The sequence below is a fragment of the Stenotrophomonas aracearum genome (assembly GCF_031834615.1).
GTDB classification, from domain to species: Bacteria; Pseudomonadota; Gammaproteobacteria; order Xanthomonadales; family Xanthomonadaceae; genus Stenotrophomonas; species Stenotrophomonas aracearum.
On the sequence record NZ_CP115543.1, the window covers coordinates 719,726 to 736,879 of the forward strand.

General features: G+C 67.7%; 18 protein-coding genes, 1 other RNA gene and 1 riboswitch. Of the genes, 11 read left to right on the top strand and 8 right to left on the bottom strand.

What is annotated here, in order from left to right:
* Nucleotides 1-142: 142 nt before the first annotated feature.
* Nucleotides 143-1,807: an energy-dependent translational throttle protein EttA gene (ettA, locus tag PDM28_RS03215; RefSeq protein ID WP_070207759.1), complete on the bottom strand. Its 1,665-nt coding sequence runs from the start codon at nucleotides 1,805-1,807 to the stop codon at nucleotides 143-145.
* Between the two features lie 236 nt (nucleotides 1,808-2,043).
* Here ettA and PDM28_RS03220 point away from each other — a divergent pair, with 236 nt between their 5' ends.
* From PDM28_RS03220 to ribD, 4 genes are all read left to right on the top strand, one after another.
* Nucleotides 2,044-2,532, top strand: a complete 489-nt coding sequence (locus tag PDM28_RS03220; protein ID WP_311183812.1) for an RcnB family protein — start codon at nucleotides 2,044-2,046, stop codon at nucleotides 2,530-2,532.
* 179 nt (nucleotides 2,533-2,711) lie between these two features.
* Nucleotides 2,712-3,965: a serine hydroxymethyltransferase gene (gene glyA / locus PDM28_RS03225; RefSeq protein WP_311183813.1), complete on the top strand. Its 1,254-nt coding sequence runs from the start codon at nucleotides 2,712-2,714 to the stop codon at nucleotides 3,963-3,965.
* A gap of 139 nt (nucleotides 3,966-4,104) precedes the next feature.
* Nucleotides 4,105-4,626, top strand: a complete 522-nt coding sequence (gene nrdR / locus PDM28_RS03230) for a transcriptional regulator NrdR (RefSeq protein WP_070207761.1) — start codon at nucleotides 4,105-4,107, stop codon at nucleotides 4,624-4,626.
* A gap of 48 nt (nucleotides 4,627-4,674) precedes the next feature.
* Nucleotides 4,675-5,760: a bifunctional diaminohydroxyphosphoribosylaminopyrimidine deaminase/5-amino-6-(5-phosphoribosylamino)uracil reductase RibD gene (gene ribD / locus PDM28_RS03235; protein ID WP_311183814.1), complete on the top strand. Its 1,086-nt coding sequence runs from the start codon at nucleotides 4,675-4,677 to the stop codon at nucleotides 5,758-5,760.
* A gap of 15 nt (nucleotides 5,761-5,775) precedes the next feature.
* Here the strand turns inward: ribD and PDM28_RS03240 are convergent, their stop codons facing one another.
* The 3 genes from PDM28_RS03240 to PDM28_RS03250 all read right to left on the bottom strand — a co-directional run bounded on the left by PDM28_RS03240 (nucleotide 5,776) and on the right by PDM28_RS03250 (nucleotide 7,271).
* Nucleotides 5,776-6,102, bottom strand: a complete 327-nt coding sequence (locus PDM28_RS03240; protein WP_102946372.1) for a helix-turn-helix domain-containing protein — start codon at nucleotides 6,100-6,102, stop codon at nucleotides 5,776-5,778.
* Complete coding sequence (locus PDM28_RS03245; RefSeq protein ID WP_216362404.1) at nucleotides 6,099-6,434, bottom strand: hypothetical protein; 336 nt, start codon at nucleotides 6,432-6,434, stop codon at nucleotides 6,099-6,101. The genes PDM28_RS03240 and PDM28_RS03245 overlap by 4 nt, the downstream gene beginning before the upstream one ends.
* A 204-nt stretch (nucleotides 6,435-6,638) precedes the next feature.
* Nucleotides 6,639-7,271 carry an outer membrane beta-barrel protein gene (locus PDM28_RS03250; protein ID WP_102946374.1) on the bottom strand — a complete coding sequence of 211 codons (633 nt, stop codon included), beginning with the start codon at nucleotides 7,269-7,271 and terminating at the stop codon, nucleotides 6,639-6,641.
* 156 nt (nucleotides 7,272-7,427) lie between these two features.
* Nucleotides 7,428-7,572, top strand: a riboswitch (FMN riboswitch).
* A 76-nt stretch (nucleotides 7,573-7,648) separates the two neighbouring features.
* On the opposite strand from PDM28_RS03250, the gene PDM28_RS03255 reads away from it, so the two are divergent.
* The 5 genes from PDM28_RS03255 to thiL all read left to right on the top strand — a co-directional run bounded on the left by PDM28_RS03255 (nucleotide 7,649) and on the right by thiL (nucleotide 11,443).
* Entirely contained in the window at nucleotides 7,649-8,260 is a 612-nt protein-coding gene (locus PDM28_RS03255; protein ID WP_102946375.1) for a riboflavin synthase, read from the top strand.
* Nucleotides 8,257-9,354: a 3,4-dihydroxy-2-butanone-4-phosphate synthase gene (gene ribB, locus PDM28_RS03260; RefSeq protein WP_311183815.1), complete on the top strand. Its 1,098-nt coding sequence runs from the start codon at nucleotides 8,257-8,259 to the stop codon at nucleotides 9,352-9,354. The genes PDM28_RS03255 and ribB overlap by 4 nt, the downstream gene beginning before the upstream one ends.
* A gap of 154 nt (nucleotides 9,355-9,508) precedes the next feature.
* Nucleotides 9,509-9,976 carry a 6,7-dimethyl-8-ribityllumazine synthase gene (gene ribH / locus PDM28_RS03265; protein ID WP_070207766.1) on the top strand — a complete coding sequence of 156 codons (468 nt, stop codon included), beginning with the start codon at nucleotides 9,509-9,511 and terminating at the stop codon, nucleotides 9,974-9,976.
* Nucleotides 9,973-10,452 (top strand): transcription antitermination factor NusB, encoded by a 480-nt coding sequence (nusB, locus tag PDM28_RS03270; protein WP_102946377.1) that lies wholly within the window; start codon nucleotides 9,973-9,975, stop codon nucleotides 10,450-10,452. Before ribH ends, nusB begins: the two co-directional genes overlap by 4 nt.
* A gap of 19 nt (nucleotides 10,453-10,471) precedes the next feature.
* On the top strand, nucleotides 10,472-11,443 hold the full coding sequence (gene thiL, locus PDM28_RS03275; protein WP_102946378.1) for a thiamine-phosphate kinase: 972 nt from the start codon (nucleotides 10,472-10,474) through the stop codon (nucleotides 11,441-11,443).
* 48 nt (nucleotides 11,444-11,491) lie between these two features.
* On the opposite strand, the gene PDM28_RS03280 is transcribed toward thiL, so the two are convergent.
* From PDM28_RS03280 to PDM28_RS03290, 3 genes are all read right to left on the bottom strand, one after another.
* Nucleotides 11,492-12,841: an FAD-binding oxidoreductase gene (locus PDM28_RS03280; RefSeq protein WP_311184634.1), complete on the bottom strand. Its 1,350-nt coding sequence runs from the start codon at nucleotides 12,839-12,841 to the stop codon at nucleotides 11,492-11,494.
* A gap of 76 nt (nucleotides 12,842-12,917) precedes the next feature.
* The gene (locus tag PDM28_RS03285) at nucleotides 12,918-13,286 is read right to left on the bottom strand and encodes a YraN family protein (protein WP_311183816.1); all 369 of its coding nucleotides are present in this window, start codon (nucleotides 13,284-13,286) and stop codon (nucleotides 12,918-12,920) included.
* Nucleotides 13,287-13,293: 7 nt separating this feature from the next.
* Nucleotides 13,294-15,012, bottom strand: a complete 1,719-nt coding sequence (locus PDM28_RS03290; RefSeq protein ID WP_311183817.1) for a penicillin-binding protein activator — start codon at nucleotides 15,010-15,012, stop codon at nucleotides 13,294-13,296.
* 68 nt (nucleotides 15,013-15,080) lie between these two features.
* On the opposite strand from PDM28_RS03290, the gene rsmI reads away from it, so the two are divergent.
* Nucleotides 15,081-15,902 (top strand): 16S rRNA (cytidine(1402)-2'-O)-methyltransferase, encoded by an 822-nt coding sequence (gene rsmI / locus PDM28_RS03295; RefSeq protein ID WP_070207771.1) that lies wholly within the window; start codon nucleotides 15,081-15,083, stop codon nucleotides 15,900-15,902.
* A 141-nt stretch (nucleotides 15,903-16,043) separates the two neighbouring features.
* An RNA gene (rnpB, locus tag PDM28_RS03300) (RNase P RNA component class A) lies at nucleotides 16,044-16,399 on the top strand.
* A gap of 272 nt (nucleotides 16,400-16,671) precedes the next feature.
* Here rnpB and PDM28_RS03305 read toward each other — a convergent pair.
* Nucleotides 16,672-17,100 carry a DM13 domain-containing protein gene (locus tag PDM28_RS03305; protein ID WP_311183818.1) on the bottom strand — a complete coding sequence of 143 codons (429 nt, stop codon included), beginning with the start codon at nucleotides 17,098-17,100 and terminating at the stop codon, nucleotides 16,672-16,674.
* Between the last annotated feature and the right edge of the window lie 54 nt (nucleotides 17,101-17,154).

Genomic DNA, 17,154 nt, shown 5'->3' on the forward strand with positions numbered 1-17,154 from the left:
GGACGTATTCACGGCGTGTCCCGGAGCGGGGCTGCCCGACGGCCGCCCCCAGCTCGTATGAATCGAAACGCCGCGCTTTTGCCGTTGCCGTTGTTTCCAACACACAAAACAAAACGGCCGCGCGAGCGCGGCCGTTTCACTGTTACTTCAGCGCCTTGAAGCGCAGGCGCTTCGGGGCGGCGTCGTCGCCCATGCGGCGGCGCTTGTCTTCTTCGTACTCGCGGTAGTTGCCCTGGAAGAACTCCACGTGCGAGTCGCCTTCGAACGCCAGGATGTGGGTCGCGATGCGATCCAGGAACCAGCGGTCATGCGAAATCACGAACGTGTTGCCCGGGAACTCCAGCAGCGCATCTTCCAGCGCACGCAGGGTTTCGATATCCAGGTCGTTCGACGGTTCGTCGAGCAGCAGCACGTTGCCACCCTGCAGCAGGGTCTTGGCCATGTGCAGGCGGCCACGCTCACCACCGGACAGCGAACCCACCAGCTTCTGCTGGTCCTGGCCCTTGAAGTTGAAGCGGCCGATATAGGCGCGCGACTGGATCTCGACACCGTTGATGTTGAGGATGTCCAGGCCACCCGCGATTTCCTGGAACACGTTGTGGTTGCCTTCCAGCGCGTCGCGGCTCTGGTCCACGTACGACAGCTGTACCGTCGGACCGACCACGATCTCGCCCGAATCCGGCTTTTCCTGGCCGGTGATCATCTTGAACAGCGTCGACTTACCCGCACCGTTCGGACCGATGATGCCCACGATCGCACCCGGCGGCACCAGGAAGTTCAGGTCGTCGAACAGCAGGCGGTCGCCGAACTTCTTCGACACGTTCTTGAATTCCATCACCGAGTTGCCCAGGCGCTCGCCCGGCGGGATGAAGATTTCATTGGTCTCGTTGCGCTTCTGGTAATCGACCGACTGCAGCTCTTCCAGGCGGGCCAGACGCGCCTTGCCCTTCGTGCGGCCACCCTTGGCGTTCTGGCGCGACCACTCCAGTTCCTTCTGGATCGCCTTCTGGCGAGCCTTTTCCTGGTTGTCTTCCTGCTTCAGGCGCTCTTCCTTCTGCATCAGCCAGTCGGTGTAGTTGCCCTTCCACGGAATGCCGCGGCCGCGGTCCAGTTCCAGGATCCACTCGGCGGCGTTGTCCAGGAAGTAGCGGTCATGGGTCACCGCCACCACCGTGCCGGTGTAGCGCGCCAGGAACTGTTCCAGCCATTCCACCGACTCCGCGTCGAGGTGGTTGGTCGGTTCGTCGAGCAGCAGCATGTCCGGCTTCTGCAGCAGCAGGCGGCACAGCGCCACGCGGCGCTTTTCACCACCCGACAGCTTGCCCACGATCGCGTCCCACGGCGGCAGGCGCAGCGCGTCGGCGGCCACGTCCAGCTGGTTTTCCAGGGTGTGCGCATCGCCGGCGGCCAGGATCGCCTCCAGGCGCTCCTGTTCCTTGGCCAGCTTGTCGAAATCGGCGCCTTCCTCGGCATAGGCCAGGTACACCGCGTCCAGCGCGGCCTGGGCCTGCAGCACCTCGCCCACGCCTTCCTCGACCGCTTCACGCACGGTCTTGGTCGGGTCCAGCTCCGGTTCCTGCGCCAGGTAGCCGACCTTGATGCCGGCCTGCGGGCGGGCTTCGCCCTCGAAGTCGGTATCCACGCCGGCCATGATCTTCAGCACCGTCGACTTGCCGGCGCCGTTCAGGCCGAGCAGGCCGATCTTGGCACCCGGGAAGAACGACAGCGAGATGTCCTTGATGATCTGCCGCTTGGGCGGGACCACCTTGCTGACGCGGTTCATGGTGTAGATGTATTGCGAGGACATGAGCTCTCCGAAGGCGCAACCCTGCGCCCGTTCCGGCAGGAACAGGAACAGAAGGAAAAAGGATGGCGTCAATTATAGCCGGAAGCGCCGCCAGCCGCCGAACGGCCCGTGGGGCGGGGCTTGCCACTGCCTGAATGGGGCATCATCGAACGCGAAATGGAAACCGTTTCCAGCCGGAAACCGTTCAGATGCCGTCAGCATGATAGGAAGCGTCAATCCACCAAGCGAGGCCAATCATGCGTATGAATCGAATTGTGGTCGGAACCGTGGCCTCGCTGCTGGCACTGGGCAGCATTGCCCCGGCCTTTGCCGACGACCACCGTGGCCGTGGCCACGACAGGCACGAGCGTCACGAGGATCGTCGTGAACGCCATGAAGACCGTCGCGAGCGTCGCGAGGACCACCGCGAGTGGCGCGAAGACCGTCGCGAAGCCCGCCACGACCGCCGCTACTACGACAACCACCGCTACTACCGTCCGGCCCCGCCGCCGCGCGTGGTCTACCGCCCGGCGCCGCCGCGCCCGGTCTACGGCGGCTATGGCTGGGCCCGTGGCCACCGCTACAACGAGTACTACCGCGGCCCGGTCTACGTGGTCAACGACTACAGCCGCTACTCCGTGCGCCGCCCGCCGTACGGCCACCACTGGATCCGCGACGACCGCGGCAACCTGCTGCTGGTCGCCATCGCCACCGGCATCATCGCCGACTACATCATCAACCGGTAATCCCGGGGCAGCCACGCAGGGCGTGGCTCTACCGGCGGGACACGGGTAGAGCCACGCCCTGCGTGGCTGACGCGGACCCCACCCCAAGCGCGCCCTCACCGGCGCGCTTTTTCGTTCCAGCCCCGGTTCCGCCTTACAATCACAGGCCCGCTGTTCCCCCCTTCTGCCTGGAGTAAGCGATGTTCCCGCGTGACGTCCGCATCGAAACCTACGATCCCGAACTGGCCAAGGCCATTGCCGCCGAAACCCAGCGTCAGGAAGACCACGTCGAGCTGATCGCCAGCGAGAACTACACCAGCCCGGCCGTGATGGAAGCCCAGGGCAGCCAGCTGACCAACAAGTACGCCGAAGGCTACCCGGGCAAGCGCTACTACGGTGGCTGCGAATACGTGGACATCGCCGAACAGCTGGCGATCGACCGCCTCAAGCAGCTGTTCGACGCCGACTACGCCAACGTGCAGCCGCACAGCGGCTCGCAGGCCAACCAGGCGGTGTACTTCGCGCTGCTGCAGCCGGGCGACACCATCCTGGGCATGAGCCTGGCCCACGGCGGCCACCTGACCCACGGGGCCAAGGTCAATGCCTCGGGCAAGCTGTTCAACGCCGTCCAGTACGGCGTGAACGAGCAGGGTCTGATCGACTACGACGAAGTCGAGCGCCTGGCCTTGGAGCACAAGCCGAAGATGGTCGTGGCCGGCTTCTCCGCCTATTCGCAGGTGGTGGACTGGGCGCGCTTCCGTGCCATCGCCGACAAGGTCGGTGCTTACCTGTTCGTGGACATGGCGCACGTGGCCGGCCTGGTCGCCGCTGGCGTCTATCCGAGCCCGCTGCCGCACGCCCACGTGGTCACCTCGACCACCCACAAGACCCTGCGCGGCCCGCGCGGCGGCATCATCATCGCCAAGGGCGCCGGCGAAGAGATCGAGAAGAAGCTGCAGTCGATCGTGTTCCCGGGCATCCAGGGCGGTCCGCTGATGCACGTCATCGCGGCCAAGGCCGTGGCCTTCAAGGAAGCGCTGGAGCCGGGCTTCAAGGCCTACCAGCAGCAGGTGGTCAAGAACGCCCAGGCGATGGCCACCACCCTGATCGCGCGCGGCTACAAGATCGTCTCCGGCGGCACCGAAAACCACCTGATGCTGGTCGACATGATCGGCAAGGACGTGTCCGGCAAGGACGCGGAAGCCGCCCTCGGCAAGGCCCACATCACCGTCAACAAGAACTCGGTGCCGAACGACCCGCGGTCGCCGTTCGTGACCTCGGGCCTGCGCCTGGGCACCCCGGCGGTGACCACCCGGGGCTACACCGAGCAGGACTGCGTGGAACTGGCCAACCTGATCGCCGACGTGCTCGACGCCCCGGCCGATGCCGCGGTGATCGCCCGCGTCCGCGACGCGGTCAGCGCCCAGTGCCGCAAGTACCCGGTCTACGGCTGATGTACCTCCCGGCAGCGGCGCCAGGCGTCGCTGCCGGGAACCATGAACCACGTCCCGATTTGTACGCTGGAGTCTTCTCAGGTACCGTTGCGACGCTGCCGTGACCACGGCATGACGTTTTCCTGATGCAAGGCGTTCCATGTACTGTCCGTTCTGCCAGCATGCCGATACCCGGGTGATCGACTCGCGCGTCTCCGAAGACGGCGCGACGATCCGCCGTCGGCGCGAGTGCGAGGCCTGCAACGAGCGCTTCAGCACCCTGGAAACCATCGAATTGAAGCTGCCGGCGATCGTCAAGAGCGACGGCAGCCGCGAGCAGTTCGACGCGCGCAAGCTGCGGGTCGGCTTCGACCGCGCGCTGCAGAAGCGCCCGGTCCCCGAAGACAAGATCGAACTGGCGGTGCGCGCGGTGATGCAGCAGCTGCGCATGTGCGGCGAGCGCGAAATCCCCTCGATCAAGGTCGGCGAGTTCGTCATGAACGAACTGCGCAAGCTTGACCATGTCGCCTATGTCCGGTTTGCCTCGGTCTACCGCAGCTTCGAAGACGTCGCCGATTTCCGCGAGGAAATCGAAAAGCTCGAACGCGAGCTGCCGGCCAGCACCGAACAGCTGCAGCTCCTCGGCGACGTGATCGCCCTGACCAAGAAAAAGAAAGGGTAGAGCGGGGCTCTGCCACGCTGATCCAGGGCTCTGCATTACCATCAGGTAATGAGCACCTTCACCACCCTCGACCACCTGCACATGGCGCACGCCCTGCGCCTGGCCGAACGCGGCCGCTTCACCACCCGGCCCAACCCCATGGTGGGTTGCGTCATCGCCCACAACGACCGCGTGGTCGGCGAAGGCTGGCACCAGCGCACCGGCGGCCCGCACGCGGAAGTGTTTGCCCTGCGCCAGGCCGGTGAGGAAGCGCGTGGCGCCACGGCCTACGTCACCCTGGAACCCTGCGCCCATTACGGACGCACGCCACCCTGCGCCCTCGCACTGATCGAAGCCGGCGTCTCGCGCGTGGTCGCCGCCATGCGCGATCCGTTTCCGAAGGTCGACGGTGGCGGTTTCACCCTGTTGCGCGAGGCCGGCATCGAGGTCGCTGAAGGCCTGATGGCCGCCCAAGCGCGTGAGCTCAACCTCGGATTCCTGTCGCGCTTCGAGCGCGGCCGGCCCTGGCTGCGGGTCAAACTCGCCGCCAGCCTGGACGGGCGGACCGCCATGGCCGACGGCAGTTCCAAATGGATCACCGGCGCCGCTGCCCGCGAAGATGTGCAGCATTGGCGCGCACGCGCCGGCGCGATCCTGACCGGTGCCGACACCGTACTCGCCGACGACCCGCAGCTCACCGTACGCCTGGCCGACACCGAGGTGATCCCGCCGCTGCGGGTGGTGCTGGACTCCCGCCTGCGTTCGCTGGAATGCGCCCGCGTGCGCGAGGGTGGGGCGCCCACCCTGTACCTGCACGACGCATCGGTAAGCGCGCCGGACGCTGCCGATGCCGAATTCGCCAGCGTGCCCAGCGTTGACGGCCGCCTGGACCTGGCCGCTGTGCTGGCCCTGCTGGCCGACCGCGGCATCAATGAAGTACACACCGAGGCCGGCGCCACCCTCTGCGGCGCACTGCTGGCCGGCGGCTGGGTGGACGAACTCCTGCTCTACCAGGCGCCGACCCTGTTGGGCGAACAGGGCCGGCCGCTGCTGACCGGTCTGGGCATCCACGCCATGGAACAGCAGCGTCGGCTGCGGCTGGTAGACCAGCGTCAGGTAGGCGACGACCTGCGGTTGCTGCTGCGTCCTTGGTGAACCCGTCGCACGGAATTACGCCGCAGCCGCACCGAGCGCTGCCAGATGCTGCACGGTCTGTGGATACGCCTCGACAAGCCGGATCAGTGTCGCAGCCTGCGCATTGGGCCGTGCACGCCCCTGCTCCCAGTTCTCAAGGGTCCGCGCGTTGGTCCGCAGGTACATGGCGAAAATCGGTCGCGACATGTTGAGCTTCTCGCGGATGGCGATCAGCTCGGTCGCCGCCAGTGGCGGTAGTTCAGCCAGTTTTACCGCGTGCGTGCGCAGGGTAGCCTTGCCTTCCCGCGCCTGGGCGAGCTCCTCCATGCCCTCGACCAGCTCAGCGAAAATATCTCGTTTCATGTCGGGCTCCTCGCCTTTCGCTCCAGATCCAGCAGCCTCGAAAGAAGCTGCCGTTGTGCCGGATCCAGGTCGTCCTGGATGCCTTTGCCGTACACCGTGAACAACCAGAACTGCGCACCTTCGGGCCACCAGTAATAGATGACCCGCAGGCCACCACGCTTGCCACGCTGGCGGCCCTCGTCAGCACATCGGACCTTCCGCAGCCCACCCGTACCCACGATCAGATCGCCGCGCTCCGGTTGACGCATCAGGCACTGCTGCAGCTCTCGAAAGCCTGCGTCATCAAGGTGATCTGCCCGGTTACGGGCGAATCCAGTCAGTTCCACAAACACGGCATGCATAAGTGTACGTTATCTGCGTATGGTTTCCAGTGAACGATACGCAAGGCTCTGAGTTCGTTCCCGGCCGCGGGTCACATCCATGGCCCGCCGCCGAACGCAGAATTGATCGAAAATCGCAGATCGATAGGCAAAAAAAACGGGCCCCTTGCGGGGCCCGTCGATCAGGGCGCGATTGGGTGCAGCCCGATCAGCAACTCAGAAGCTGGCGCGCACGCCCACCGAGTACTGGGTCACGTCGTCGTAGTACTGCACTTCGCCGACGATGCCCCAGTTGCGGGTGAAGCTGACCTGGCCGCCGACGGTGCCGATCCACACGCCGTCCATGTCGCTGCCGTCGATGTAGCCGGCCTTCAGCCAGGCTTCGGTGGCGCGCGAAGGCTTGCCACGCAGGCCCAGCGAGCCGCGGCCTGCGTTGGTGTGGAACTTCACGGTGTCGGTTTCAACGCCGTCGTCGAACTTGACCTCGTTGTTGATGCGGGTCCAGGCCGCGTCCGCCGTGAAGTCCAGGCGGTCGGTCAACGGCATGTGGTACCCGATGCCCAGCTCGGGCTGTTCCAGCGTGTTCTTGAGGCGGAACGCGCCGATGTCGTCTTCCAGGTGGTAGGTCTTGGAGGTGGTGCTGTAGCCACCAAACACGTAGACCTGCTCGGCGATCGCGAACGAACCGCGGATGTAGCCACCGTCCAGCTTGGGGTTGCTGCCCGGGTTGCTGATCTGCTGCTGGGTCCAGCCGCCTTCGACCCAGGTGTAGCTCATGCTGTCTGCCGCGGAGGCGGCGAGTGGGGCGGCGGCCAGCAGGGCGGCGGCCAGTGCGATGATCTTGCGCATTCGAATTCCTTGGAAAATGAGGTCCATTTCAGCCGACCCATCGTGGGCGGCAGCGCGGCGGTCATCGCCGGGCGGCGCGCATATTAACAAAAGTTTCACAGAAAGCGGCCGCTCAGCCAGCGCTGTTACAATGCGCAGGCCGGTTCGCCGGTATACAAACGTCTTCAGGGCGGGGTGCGATTCCCCACCGGCGGTAGGTGCGCAAGCACGAGCCCGCGAGCGCTTCCGGCCCTGCCGGAAGGTCAGCAGATCCGGTCCGATGCCGGAGCCGACGGTATAGTCCGGATGAAAGAAGACGGTGCCACAGGGCCTTTGCGGCCCTGCGCCCGCCTGTTTGCCTTGCGGCGTTTTTCGCTCACTTTTCGCGGAGAACGTTAGTGTTTACTGGAATCATCGAAGGCGTCGGCCACCTGGCCGCTCGCGATCCCCTTGGCGGCGATGTCCGCTTCACCTTCCATGTTGGCAGCCTGCCGTTCGAGCACGTGCAGATGGGCGAGAGCATCGCCATCAACGGCGTGTGCCTGACCGTGGTCGCCTTCGACGCGACCTCGTTCGCGGCCGATGCTTCGACCGAGACGCTCGGCCTGACCACGCTGGGCCAGCTGGCCCCCGGTGCTGTGATCAACCTGGAACGGGCCATGCGCCCGACCGACCGCTTGGGCGGCCACCTGGTCAGCGGCCATGTCGACGGCCTGGGCCAGGTGCTGTCCATCCATGAGGATGCGCGCGCCCAGCGTTGGCGCTTCGCCGCCCCGGCCGGACTGCTGCGCTATATCGCGAAGAAGGGCTCGATCTGCGTGGACGGGGTCAGCCTGACCGTCAATGAAGTGGACGATGCCGGCTTCGAGGTCGCGCTGATTCCGCATACCGTGGCCAACACCGCCTTCGCCGCCACCGGCGTGGGCAGCGCGGTGAACCTGGAAATCGACCTGGTCGCCCGTTATGTCGAACGTCTGATCGCCCTCCCGGCACAGGAAGCCCGCGCATGAATTTCGCCCCCATCCCCGAGATCCTCGAGGACATCCGCCTCGGCCGCATGGTGGTCATCGTCGACGACGAAGACCGCGAGAACGAAGGCGACCTGATCATGGCCGCCGAGCTGGTCAAGCCGTCGGACATCAACTTCATGGTCACCCACGGCCGTGGCCTGGTGTGCCTGCCGCTGACCCGCGAGCGCGCCGCCGACCTGGGCTTGGCGCCGATGGTGCAGGCCAATACCGCGCAGTTCCAGACCAACTTCACGGTCAGCATCGAGGCCGCCGAAGGGGTCACCACCGGCATTTCCGCCTACGACCGCGCGCACACCATCCGCACCGCAGTGAAGCCCGACGCCAAGCCGGCCGACCTGCACCAGCCGGGCCACATCTTCCCGCTGATCGCCCAGCCGGGCGGCGTGCTGACCCGCGCCGGGCACACCGAAGCAGGCGTCGACCTGGCGATGCTGGCCGGGCTGGAACCGGCCGGCGTGCTGGTGGAGATCCTCAACCCGGACGGGAGCATGGCGCGCCGCCCGGAGCTGGAAGTGTTCGCCCGCGAGCATGGCCTGAAGATGGGCTCGATCGCCGACCTGATCGCCTACCGGCTGGCGACCGAGAAGACGGTCGAGCGCGTCGACGAGCGCGACATCGACACCGAGTTCGGCCCCTTCAAGCTGGTCACCTACCGCGACCGGATCGCCCACGACCTGCATTTCGCCCTGGTCCGTGGCACCCCCGACACCGAGCCGACCCTGGTCCGGGTCCAGGTGGAGAACCCGCTGGCCGACCTGCTGCACTGGCGCCGCGATGATTTCGGCGTGGCCGCCACCGACGCCCTGCGCGCCATTGCCGCCGCCGAACGTGGCGTGATGGTGGTGCTCTCGGCCCCGCGCGACACCAACAGCCTGCTGGCCCGCCTGCGCCAGCAGCCGCAGCCGGTCACCCCGGGCAAGGACAAGGACGTGAGCCAGTGGCGCCGCAACGGTGCCGGCGCCCAGATCCTGTCCGACCTCGGCCTGGGCAAGCTACGCGTGCTCGGCACCCCGCGCCGCCAGATCGGCCTGGCCGGCTACGGCCTGGAAATCATCGACACAGTAACCCCGTGAACCACGGAACCCCGGCGACCTGCCTCCACGGGGTGTCCCAACCGCGTAGCGACACGCCATGCGTGTCCTCGCGGACCCAAACCGCTCGCGTACAGCCGGGCAGAGCCCGGCTCTACGTTAGAATATCCCCCCAAACAGGATTTCCCCCTCGACCATGAGCCACTACGAAGGCGACCTTCGCACCCCCGAAGCGGCCCGTTTCGCCATCCTCGCCAGCCGCTGGAACGCCCGCATCACCGACGTGCTGGTGGCCGGTGCGCGCCAGAGCCTGGCCGGCAACGGCATCGAGGAAGCGGCCATCGACGTGATCCGCGTCCCGGGCGCCTGGGAACTGCCGCTGGTTGCCGCCCGCCTGGCCGCAGCGCATGAACATGCCGCGATCATCGCCCTGGGCTGTGTGATCCGTGGCGACACCCGCCACTACGAACACGTGGCCGATGGCTGCGCCGAAGGCCTGATGCGCGTGCAGCTGGACTTCGGCGTGCCGGTGCTCAACGGCGTGCTGGCCGTGGAACGTGCCGAGGACGCCGAAGCGCGCGCCGGTGGCAGCCACGGCAACAAGGGTGAGGAAGCCGCACTGACGGCGTTGGAAATGGTCAATCTTCTGGAGCAGTTGCCGTGAACAAACCAAACCCGGGCAAGCCCTCCGGCAAGCCAGTCCGCCGCGATGGCATCGACCCCGTGCTGCGCTCGCGCGCGCGCCGTCGCGCCCTGCAGGCGATCTACGCGTGGCAGATCTCCGGCGGCAACGCGCAGTCGGTGATCGCCCAGTTCGCCCACGAACAGGCCCGCGAAATCGCCGACCTGGCCTACTTCGAAGCGCTGGTGCACGGCGTGCTCGACCACCGCAAGAGCTTGGACGAGGCGCTGGATCCGTTCGTGGACCGCGGCATCGACGAGGTCGATGCGATCGAGCGCGCTGCGCTGCGCGTGGCCGCCTATGAACTGCTGTACCGCCAGGACGTGCCGTACCGCGTGGTGATCAACGAAGCGATCGAGTCGACCAAGCGCTTCGGTTCCGAACACGGCCACACCTATGTCAACGGTGTGCTGGACCGCGCGGCGGTCGAGTGGCGCAAGACCGAAAGCGGACACTGAGCCGCGGCCCGGGCATGCCATGTCCCTTGCCGAATTCTCCCTGATCGAACGCATCCGCACGCGCACCCGCGCGCGTGCCGACGTGGTGCTTGGCATCGGCGACGATGCCGCGCTGCTGCAGCCGCGTGCCGGCGAGCAGCTGGTGGTGACCGCCGACACCCTTAACAGCGGCGTGCATTTCCCGGCCGAAACCCCACCCTACGACATTGGCTGGAAAACCCTGGCGGTGAACCTGTCCGACCTGGCCTCGATGGGCGCGCGCCCGTCGTGGTGCGTGCTGGCGCTGTCGCTGCCGGACGCGGAAACGGCGTGGGTGGATGCGTTTGCCGACGGTTTCTTCGCCCTGGCCGACCTGCATGACATCGTGCTGGTCGGCGGCGACACCACGCGTGGCCCGCTGTCGCTGTCGGTCACCGCGATGGGGCAGGTCGCCGCGGGCACGGCACTGCGCCGCGACGCCGCCCAGGTGGGCGACGACATCTGGGTCAGCGGCACGCTCGGCGATGCCGCAGTCGCGCTGCGCGCGTGGCAGGCCGGCACGCTGGACGTGCGCTCCCCGGCCGGAGACGCCCAGGTCGATTACCTGCGCCAGCGCCTAGCCCGGCCCACGCCACGGGTGGCACTGGGCACTGCGCTGGTGGGCATTGCGCGTGCCGCAGTGGACATCTCCGACGGCCTGCTCGCCGACCTTGGCCACATCTGCGAGCGCAGTGGGGTCGGTGCGCAGATCGATCCCGAACAGCTGCCCATTTCCGCAGCCGCGCGCGCCCGCATCGGCCTGGCCCATGCACGCGATGCCGCGCTGCGCGGCGGCGACGACTACGAACTGTGTTTCACCGCTGCGCCCGCACAACGTGCAGCGCTGGCTGAGCTGGCCAGCCGTCTGGCGCTGCCGCTCACCCGTGTCGGCGTCATCGTCGCCGGCAACGGCGTCAGCACCGGCAGTGAATCAACTGGCCCAAGCGGCTACGAACACTTCAACGAGCTGTAACCCAACGGCGCCGCCCCCACGTAGAGCGGAGCTCTGCTCCGCTGCTCTTCACGCAGGCGGCAACACCTTCCCCGGATTGAGGATCCCATCCGGATCCAGTGCCTGCTTGATCGCCCGCATCGCCGCCAGCGTGGCCGGGGTGAACGCCTGGGCCATGAAATCGCGCTTGGCCAGGCCGATCCCATGTTCGCCCGACAGCGTGCCGCCCAGCGCCAGCGTGAGTTCGAAGATCTTCGGCAGCGCGGCGTGTGCGCGTACGTTTTCGTCGGCGTCGTCGGGGTGGTACAGGATGTTGACGTGCAGGTTGCCGTTGCCGGCATGCCCAAAGGTGACGATGGTCAAGGCGTACTGCTGCGCCAGCGCCTGCACCCCGGCGACCAGGTCGGGAATGCGCGACACCGGCACCACCACGTCTTCGTTGATCTTGCCCGGCGCGATGCTGCGCAGCGCCGGCGACAGCGCCTTGCGCGCCGCCCACAGTTTCTCGCGCGCGCTGCCTTCCATCGCCACGTCCAGCGCCAGGATGCCGTCGCCTTCGGCAGCGGTGGCCAGGGCCTGCAGCAGGTAGGGCAGGGTGTCGTGGTCGCCATCGGCTTCGACCAGCAGCATCGCGCCGGCGGGCGGCACCTCGGCGCCGTTCCGGCGCAGCAGCTCCAGGCTGCGTGCGTCCATGAATTCCAGGCGGGTCGGCACCACAGGCTGCGCCATCAGCCGCGACACCGCGGCGGCGGCCGCATTGGCATCGCGGTACAGCACGCGCAACCCGGCCTGGGTCACCGGCAGCGGAGTCAGTTTCAGGATGGCTTCCACGATCACCGCCAGCGTGCCCTCACTGCCCACCAGCAGATGGGTCAGGTCGTAGCCGGTGGCATCCTTGGTGTAGGCGCCGCCGCACTGGATCAGCTCACCGGCACCGGTCACCGCGACCAGGCCGAGCACGTTGTCGCGGCTGGTGCCGTACTTCACCGCGCGCGGGCCGCCGGCATTGCACGCCAGGTTGCCGCCGATGCTGCAGATGTCCGCGCTGGATGGGTCCGGCGCCCAGAACAGGCCGTGTTCCACCAGCGCGTGCTGCAGGTCGCCGTTGAGCACGCCTGGTTCCACCACCGCGCAGCGGTTGCCCGGCTGGATCTCCAGGATGCGGTTCATGCGTGCCAACGACAGCACGATGCTGCCAGTGACCGGCACCGCCGCCCCGGTGGTACCGGTGCCGGCGCCGCGCGCCACGATCGGCACCGCGTGCGCGCGGCAGGCCTGCACGATGGCCACCACCTGCTCGCGCGTGGTGGGGAGCGCAACGCCGGTCGGCAATGCATGCCGCCACGAATTGTCCTGCGCATGCGCGGCCAGGGCAGCCGCATCGGTACGCCAGCCGTCCTCGCCGAGCAGCGCCAGCATCACTCCAACAAACTCAACGTTCACGTAGCGACACGCCATGCGTGTCCCACGTAAAACCTCACCATTCGAACCACCATCAACAATCCTCCAACCGGAACGCATCCCGCAACCAGTTCAACCGCGGCGGCTCGCCACTGGCCTCCACCACATCGAACCGGCACGGCCCGCGCGCCAGCTCCGGGTGCGCCAACAGGAACAGCTGCGCCGCCAGCACCAGCTTGCGCCGCTTGCGCAGGTCTACCGACGCCGCGCCGCCGCCGAAACGTGCATCGGCGCGGTAACGCACTTCAACGAACACCGTGGTGACGCCATCACGCATCACCAGATCCAGCTCACCGCCCTTGTAGCGCACGTTGCGTGCGAGCGGGCTCAGCCCGGCGCCGCGCAGATGGGCGAGCGCAGCGGTTTCCACCGCCGCACCCCGCTGTGCCCGCGCCGTCGCCACGGCACACTCAGTTGCTGGCCACCGGCATCGGGCGGCCGCCGCTGAAGGTCGACCATGCCGGCACCCGCAGCACGTTGCCGTTGCTGTCCAGGAACAGGGTGCCGGTGGCGCCGGCCAGGCCGCCTTCGTTGGCGACCTTGTCCAGGTACGCGCTGATCTTCCACGCGTCGAAGCCGAACGCGAACAGGCGCCCGGCCGCCCCGCGCGCGGTCGGCAGCATCTGCCCGGCGGTGGCGGCCGAGGGCAGGCCGGCCACGCCCCGCACGTTCCAGGCTTCGTTCGGGTAGACGATGCCGTCCAGCGCCACATCTTCTTCCGGCTTGCCGGTGCCCAGCGTGAGCTGGGAGGTGCCCACGCGGGTGGCGCCGCCCACGCCGGCCAGGGCCAGCTGCGGGGCCAGCGCGCGCGCCTGCGGCGCCTTCACCGCCAGCAGCACGCCGTCGACCGCGCCGGCGGCCCGCACCTGCGCGCCGATATCGCCGACCGCATCGTTCACGCCCACCGTCGCCAGCACCTGGCCGCCGCGCTGGGTGAAGCGCTCGCGGAACGCCGCAGCGGTGCGGCGGCCATTGTCGTCATTGCTGTGGATCACCAGCACCTTGCTGCGCTCGCGGCCGCGCAGGAACTCGGCGGCGATGATGCCGTCGTCTTCCGGGGCCAGCGAGAAACCGGCGCTGCCGGCCGGCGGGCTGCTCTTGCCGCGGTTCAAGGCCAGTACCGGCACCGGCAGCTGGGCGCGGCCGAATACCGCGTCCACTTCGTCGCGGCCGAGCGGACCGACGATGAAGTCCGCACCGGCGCCGACCGCCTTGTCGTACGCGGCAATGGCACCGTCCGGGGTGCCGGCGGTATCGATGAACTGAATGTCCGGGCGCTGCCGGCTTTCGCCGTAGTAGCCGCTGAGCAGGCCGTCGCGCACCGGCTGTGCGGCGGTGGCGAGGCGGCCGCTGAGCGGCAGCAGCACCGCCATCTTCACCGGCGGCCGGTAGCCGTCGGCCATCGCCGGCGCACGCTTGCTCGTATCGAACTGGGCCACGCCGTCGCGGTCGAATGGGCGCGGCAGCGGCAGGCCGCGTGCGATCAGTGCGCGCCCGGCAAAGTTGTACAGCGGCTCGTTGGCCGGCAGCGCGGCGGCGCGGGCGCGCAGGGTGGCATCGTCGAGGGTACCGAGCAGCCCGGCAATGGCCTGCTGGTTGTCGGCGCGGGCCTGGCCGCTGAGCGCGGCGTGCGCGCGGGCGCGCTCGGTGGCAGCGCCGATCGCATCGCCGGTGGCCTGCAGCGCGTTGGCGCGGGCCAGCTGCCAGCGCGTGCGCAGCGGGGCGGCCACGGTGTCGGAGGATTCCTTGAGGAAGGTCAGCGCCTGCGCCGGCTGCTTGTCGGCCAGGGCCAGCTCGGCGCTGGTCAGGTGGAAGCGCTGCAGGCTGGCGCCGCTGAGCTGGCGCGCGGTGACCTGGGTCAGCAGGGTGCGGGCGCGGGCATTGTCGCCGGCCTCGTGCCAGGCGAAGGCCGCATCGGCGAGCACCGCGCTGCGCGCGTTGCCGCGCAGCGTGTTGGCCAGCGCCTCCAGCTGCACCGCGGCGTCACGCGGCTTGCCCTGGTCGATCAGCGCCAGGGCCTGGCCCTGCGCCGGCGAATCCGGGGCGCTGGTCAGGCTGGTCGTGGCGCAGCCGGCGAGCAGCAGCAGCGACAACGACAGGGCGGAGATCCGTGCGGCGGGCTTGTTCATGATCAGGTCCATTCGATGGGGTCTCGTACACGTTAGGATTCTACCCTTGACCTGTGAGTGCCGTTGCGATGAGTGCTGTCCCCACGCTGTATGTCGTTGCCACCCCGATCGGCAACCTGGCCGACCTGACGCCCCGGGCCCAGGAGGTCCTGCGTTCGGTGGCCGCGATCTGCGCCGAGGACACCCGCCGCAGCGGCCAGCTGCTGGCCCATTTCGGCATCCAGCAACCGCTGGTGGCGCTGCACGACCACAACGAGGAGGCGCTGGCCCAGCGCATCGTGGCGCGCCTGCAGGCCGGCGAATCGCTGGCGCTGGTGAGCGATGCCGGCACCCCGCTGGTCAGCGACCCCGGCTACCGGCTGGTGCGAGCCGCGCGCGCGGCGGGCATCCGGGTCAGCCCGGTGCCGGGCGCCTGCGCGGCGATTGCCGCGCTCAGCGTGGCCGGCCTGCCCAGCGACCGCTTCACCTTTGAAGGCTTCCTGCCGGCCAAGGGCTCGGGTCGACGCGAGCGCCTGCAGGCCCTCGCGGGGGAAACCCGCACCCTGGTGTTCTACGAATCCTCACACCGCATCGCGGAGTCGCTCGCGGACATGGCTGCCGCATTCGGCGCGGACCGCCCCGCGGTGCTGGCGCGCGAGCTCACCAAACTGTTCGAAACCGTGCTCGACGGTGATCTGGCGGGGCTGCTCCAGCAGGTGGAAGCCGACGACAACCAGCGCAAGGGCGAGTTCGTGGTGATGGTGCAGGGCGCGGCGAACGATGAAGAAGCGCAGCTGGCCGAAGGGCGCCGCGTGTACGCCAAGCTCAGCGAACACCTGCCGCCGTCGACCGCGGCCAAGCTGGCAGCGGAATTGACCGGCGCCCCGCGAAAGGCGTTGTACGGGTCGTAAACGCCAGCTGCTTTCCCATCCGTATCCAGATCCCAACTCGCGACGTAACGGTTCGTAGGTCCGGCCGCTGGCCGGACACCGCGCAACGCGCGGCTCAATATTCCGAAGCCGCAATCCGAACGGTGTTAAGATGTGTTTGGCGAAGCAGGCCAGGCAGTCGCGTCATCCCCGTCAAACGGGATGCCGAGGAAAGTCCGGGCTCCGCAGGGCAAGGTGCCAGGTAACGCCTGGGCGGCGCGAGCCGACGGAAAGTGCAACAGAAAGATACCGCCTACGTTCCCCTCGGGGAGCCGGTAAGGGTGAAATGGTGCGGTAAGAGCGCACCGCGAGTCTGGTAACAGACCGGCACGGCAAACCCCACCTGGAGCAAGACCAAATAGGGTCCTCATGGCGCGGCCCGCGTCGGGACCGGGTAGGTTGCTTGAGCGTCACGGTGACGTGGCGCCTAGAAGAATGACTGTCCACGACAAAACCCGGCTTATCGGCCTGCTTCGTCTCTCTTCTTTCGATATCACCCGTCCGGCGTCTTGAATGCCGGACGGGTGGCTTCGGTATGTTTAAACGTCGGGAATTTGGCCGCGAGCGTCAGGACAGCGGATTCGGATGCTTGAGCCGCGCTGTGCGCGGTGTCCGGCCAGCGGCCGGACCTACGAATTGTTACGTAACGACCGTGGATACGGACACGTCATTTCGTGCAGATCATTTTCGCGCCACGCCCCCCATCCTTCCGGTATTCCGCGGCCGAAATGAACTGCGAAAACGCCTCGCACTACACCACCACGGTGGTGTACGCGTTCACGTCCACGCTGTCCGGCACGTCCAGCAGGAAGCGCTCGAACGTCTTCACGTCGCCGATCAGCTGGGCGTCCTGTTTGATCCGCAGGAAATCGCCGCGGGTGTCCACGAATTCGTTGGTCAGGTACACCTTGTAGTCCGGGCCCGGGGCCATGCGGCCGTCGAAGGCGATCTGAGCGGCGCTGACGCTGACTGCTCCATCCGCCCAGTGCACCGGGTCGCTGCCTCTCAAGGTGCGCTCGAAGCGGGCGCTGTAGTCGCTGTTGCCCATGGCCTCGGCTACGAGCGCGGCGCTCGGCCCGTCGGGGGCGGTCAGGATCGGCAGCAGGTACACGCCGGTCCCGAATCCCACGGCAAGGGTCAGGACGTGGGTGGCAAGCAGCAGGGTCAGTCGGCGATTCATGAGGGCTCCGGTCAGGTAAGGCGCAGTGCGCCGGCGGTGCGGTTGCACCGGTAC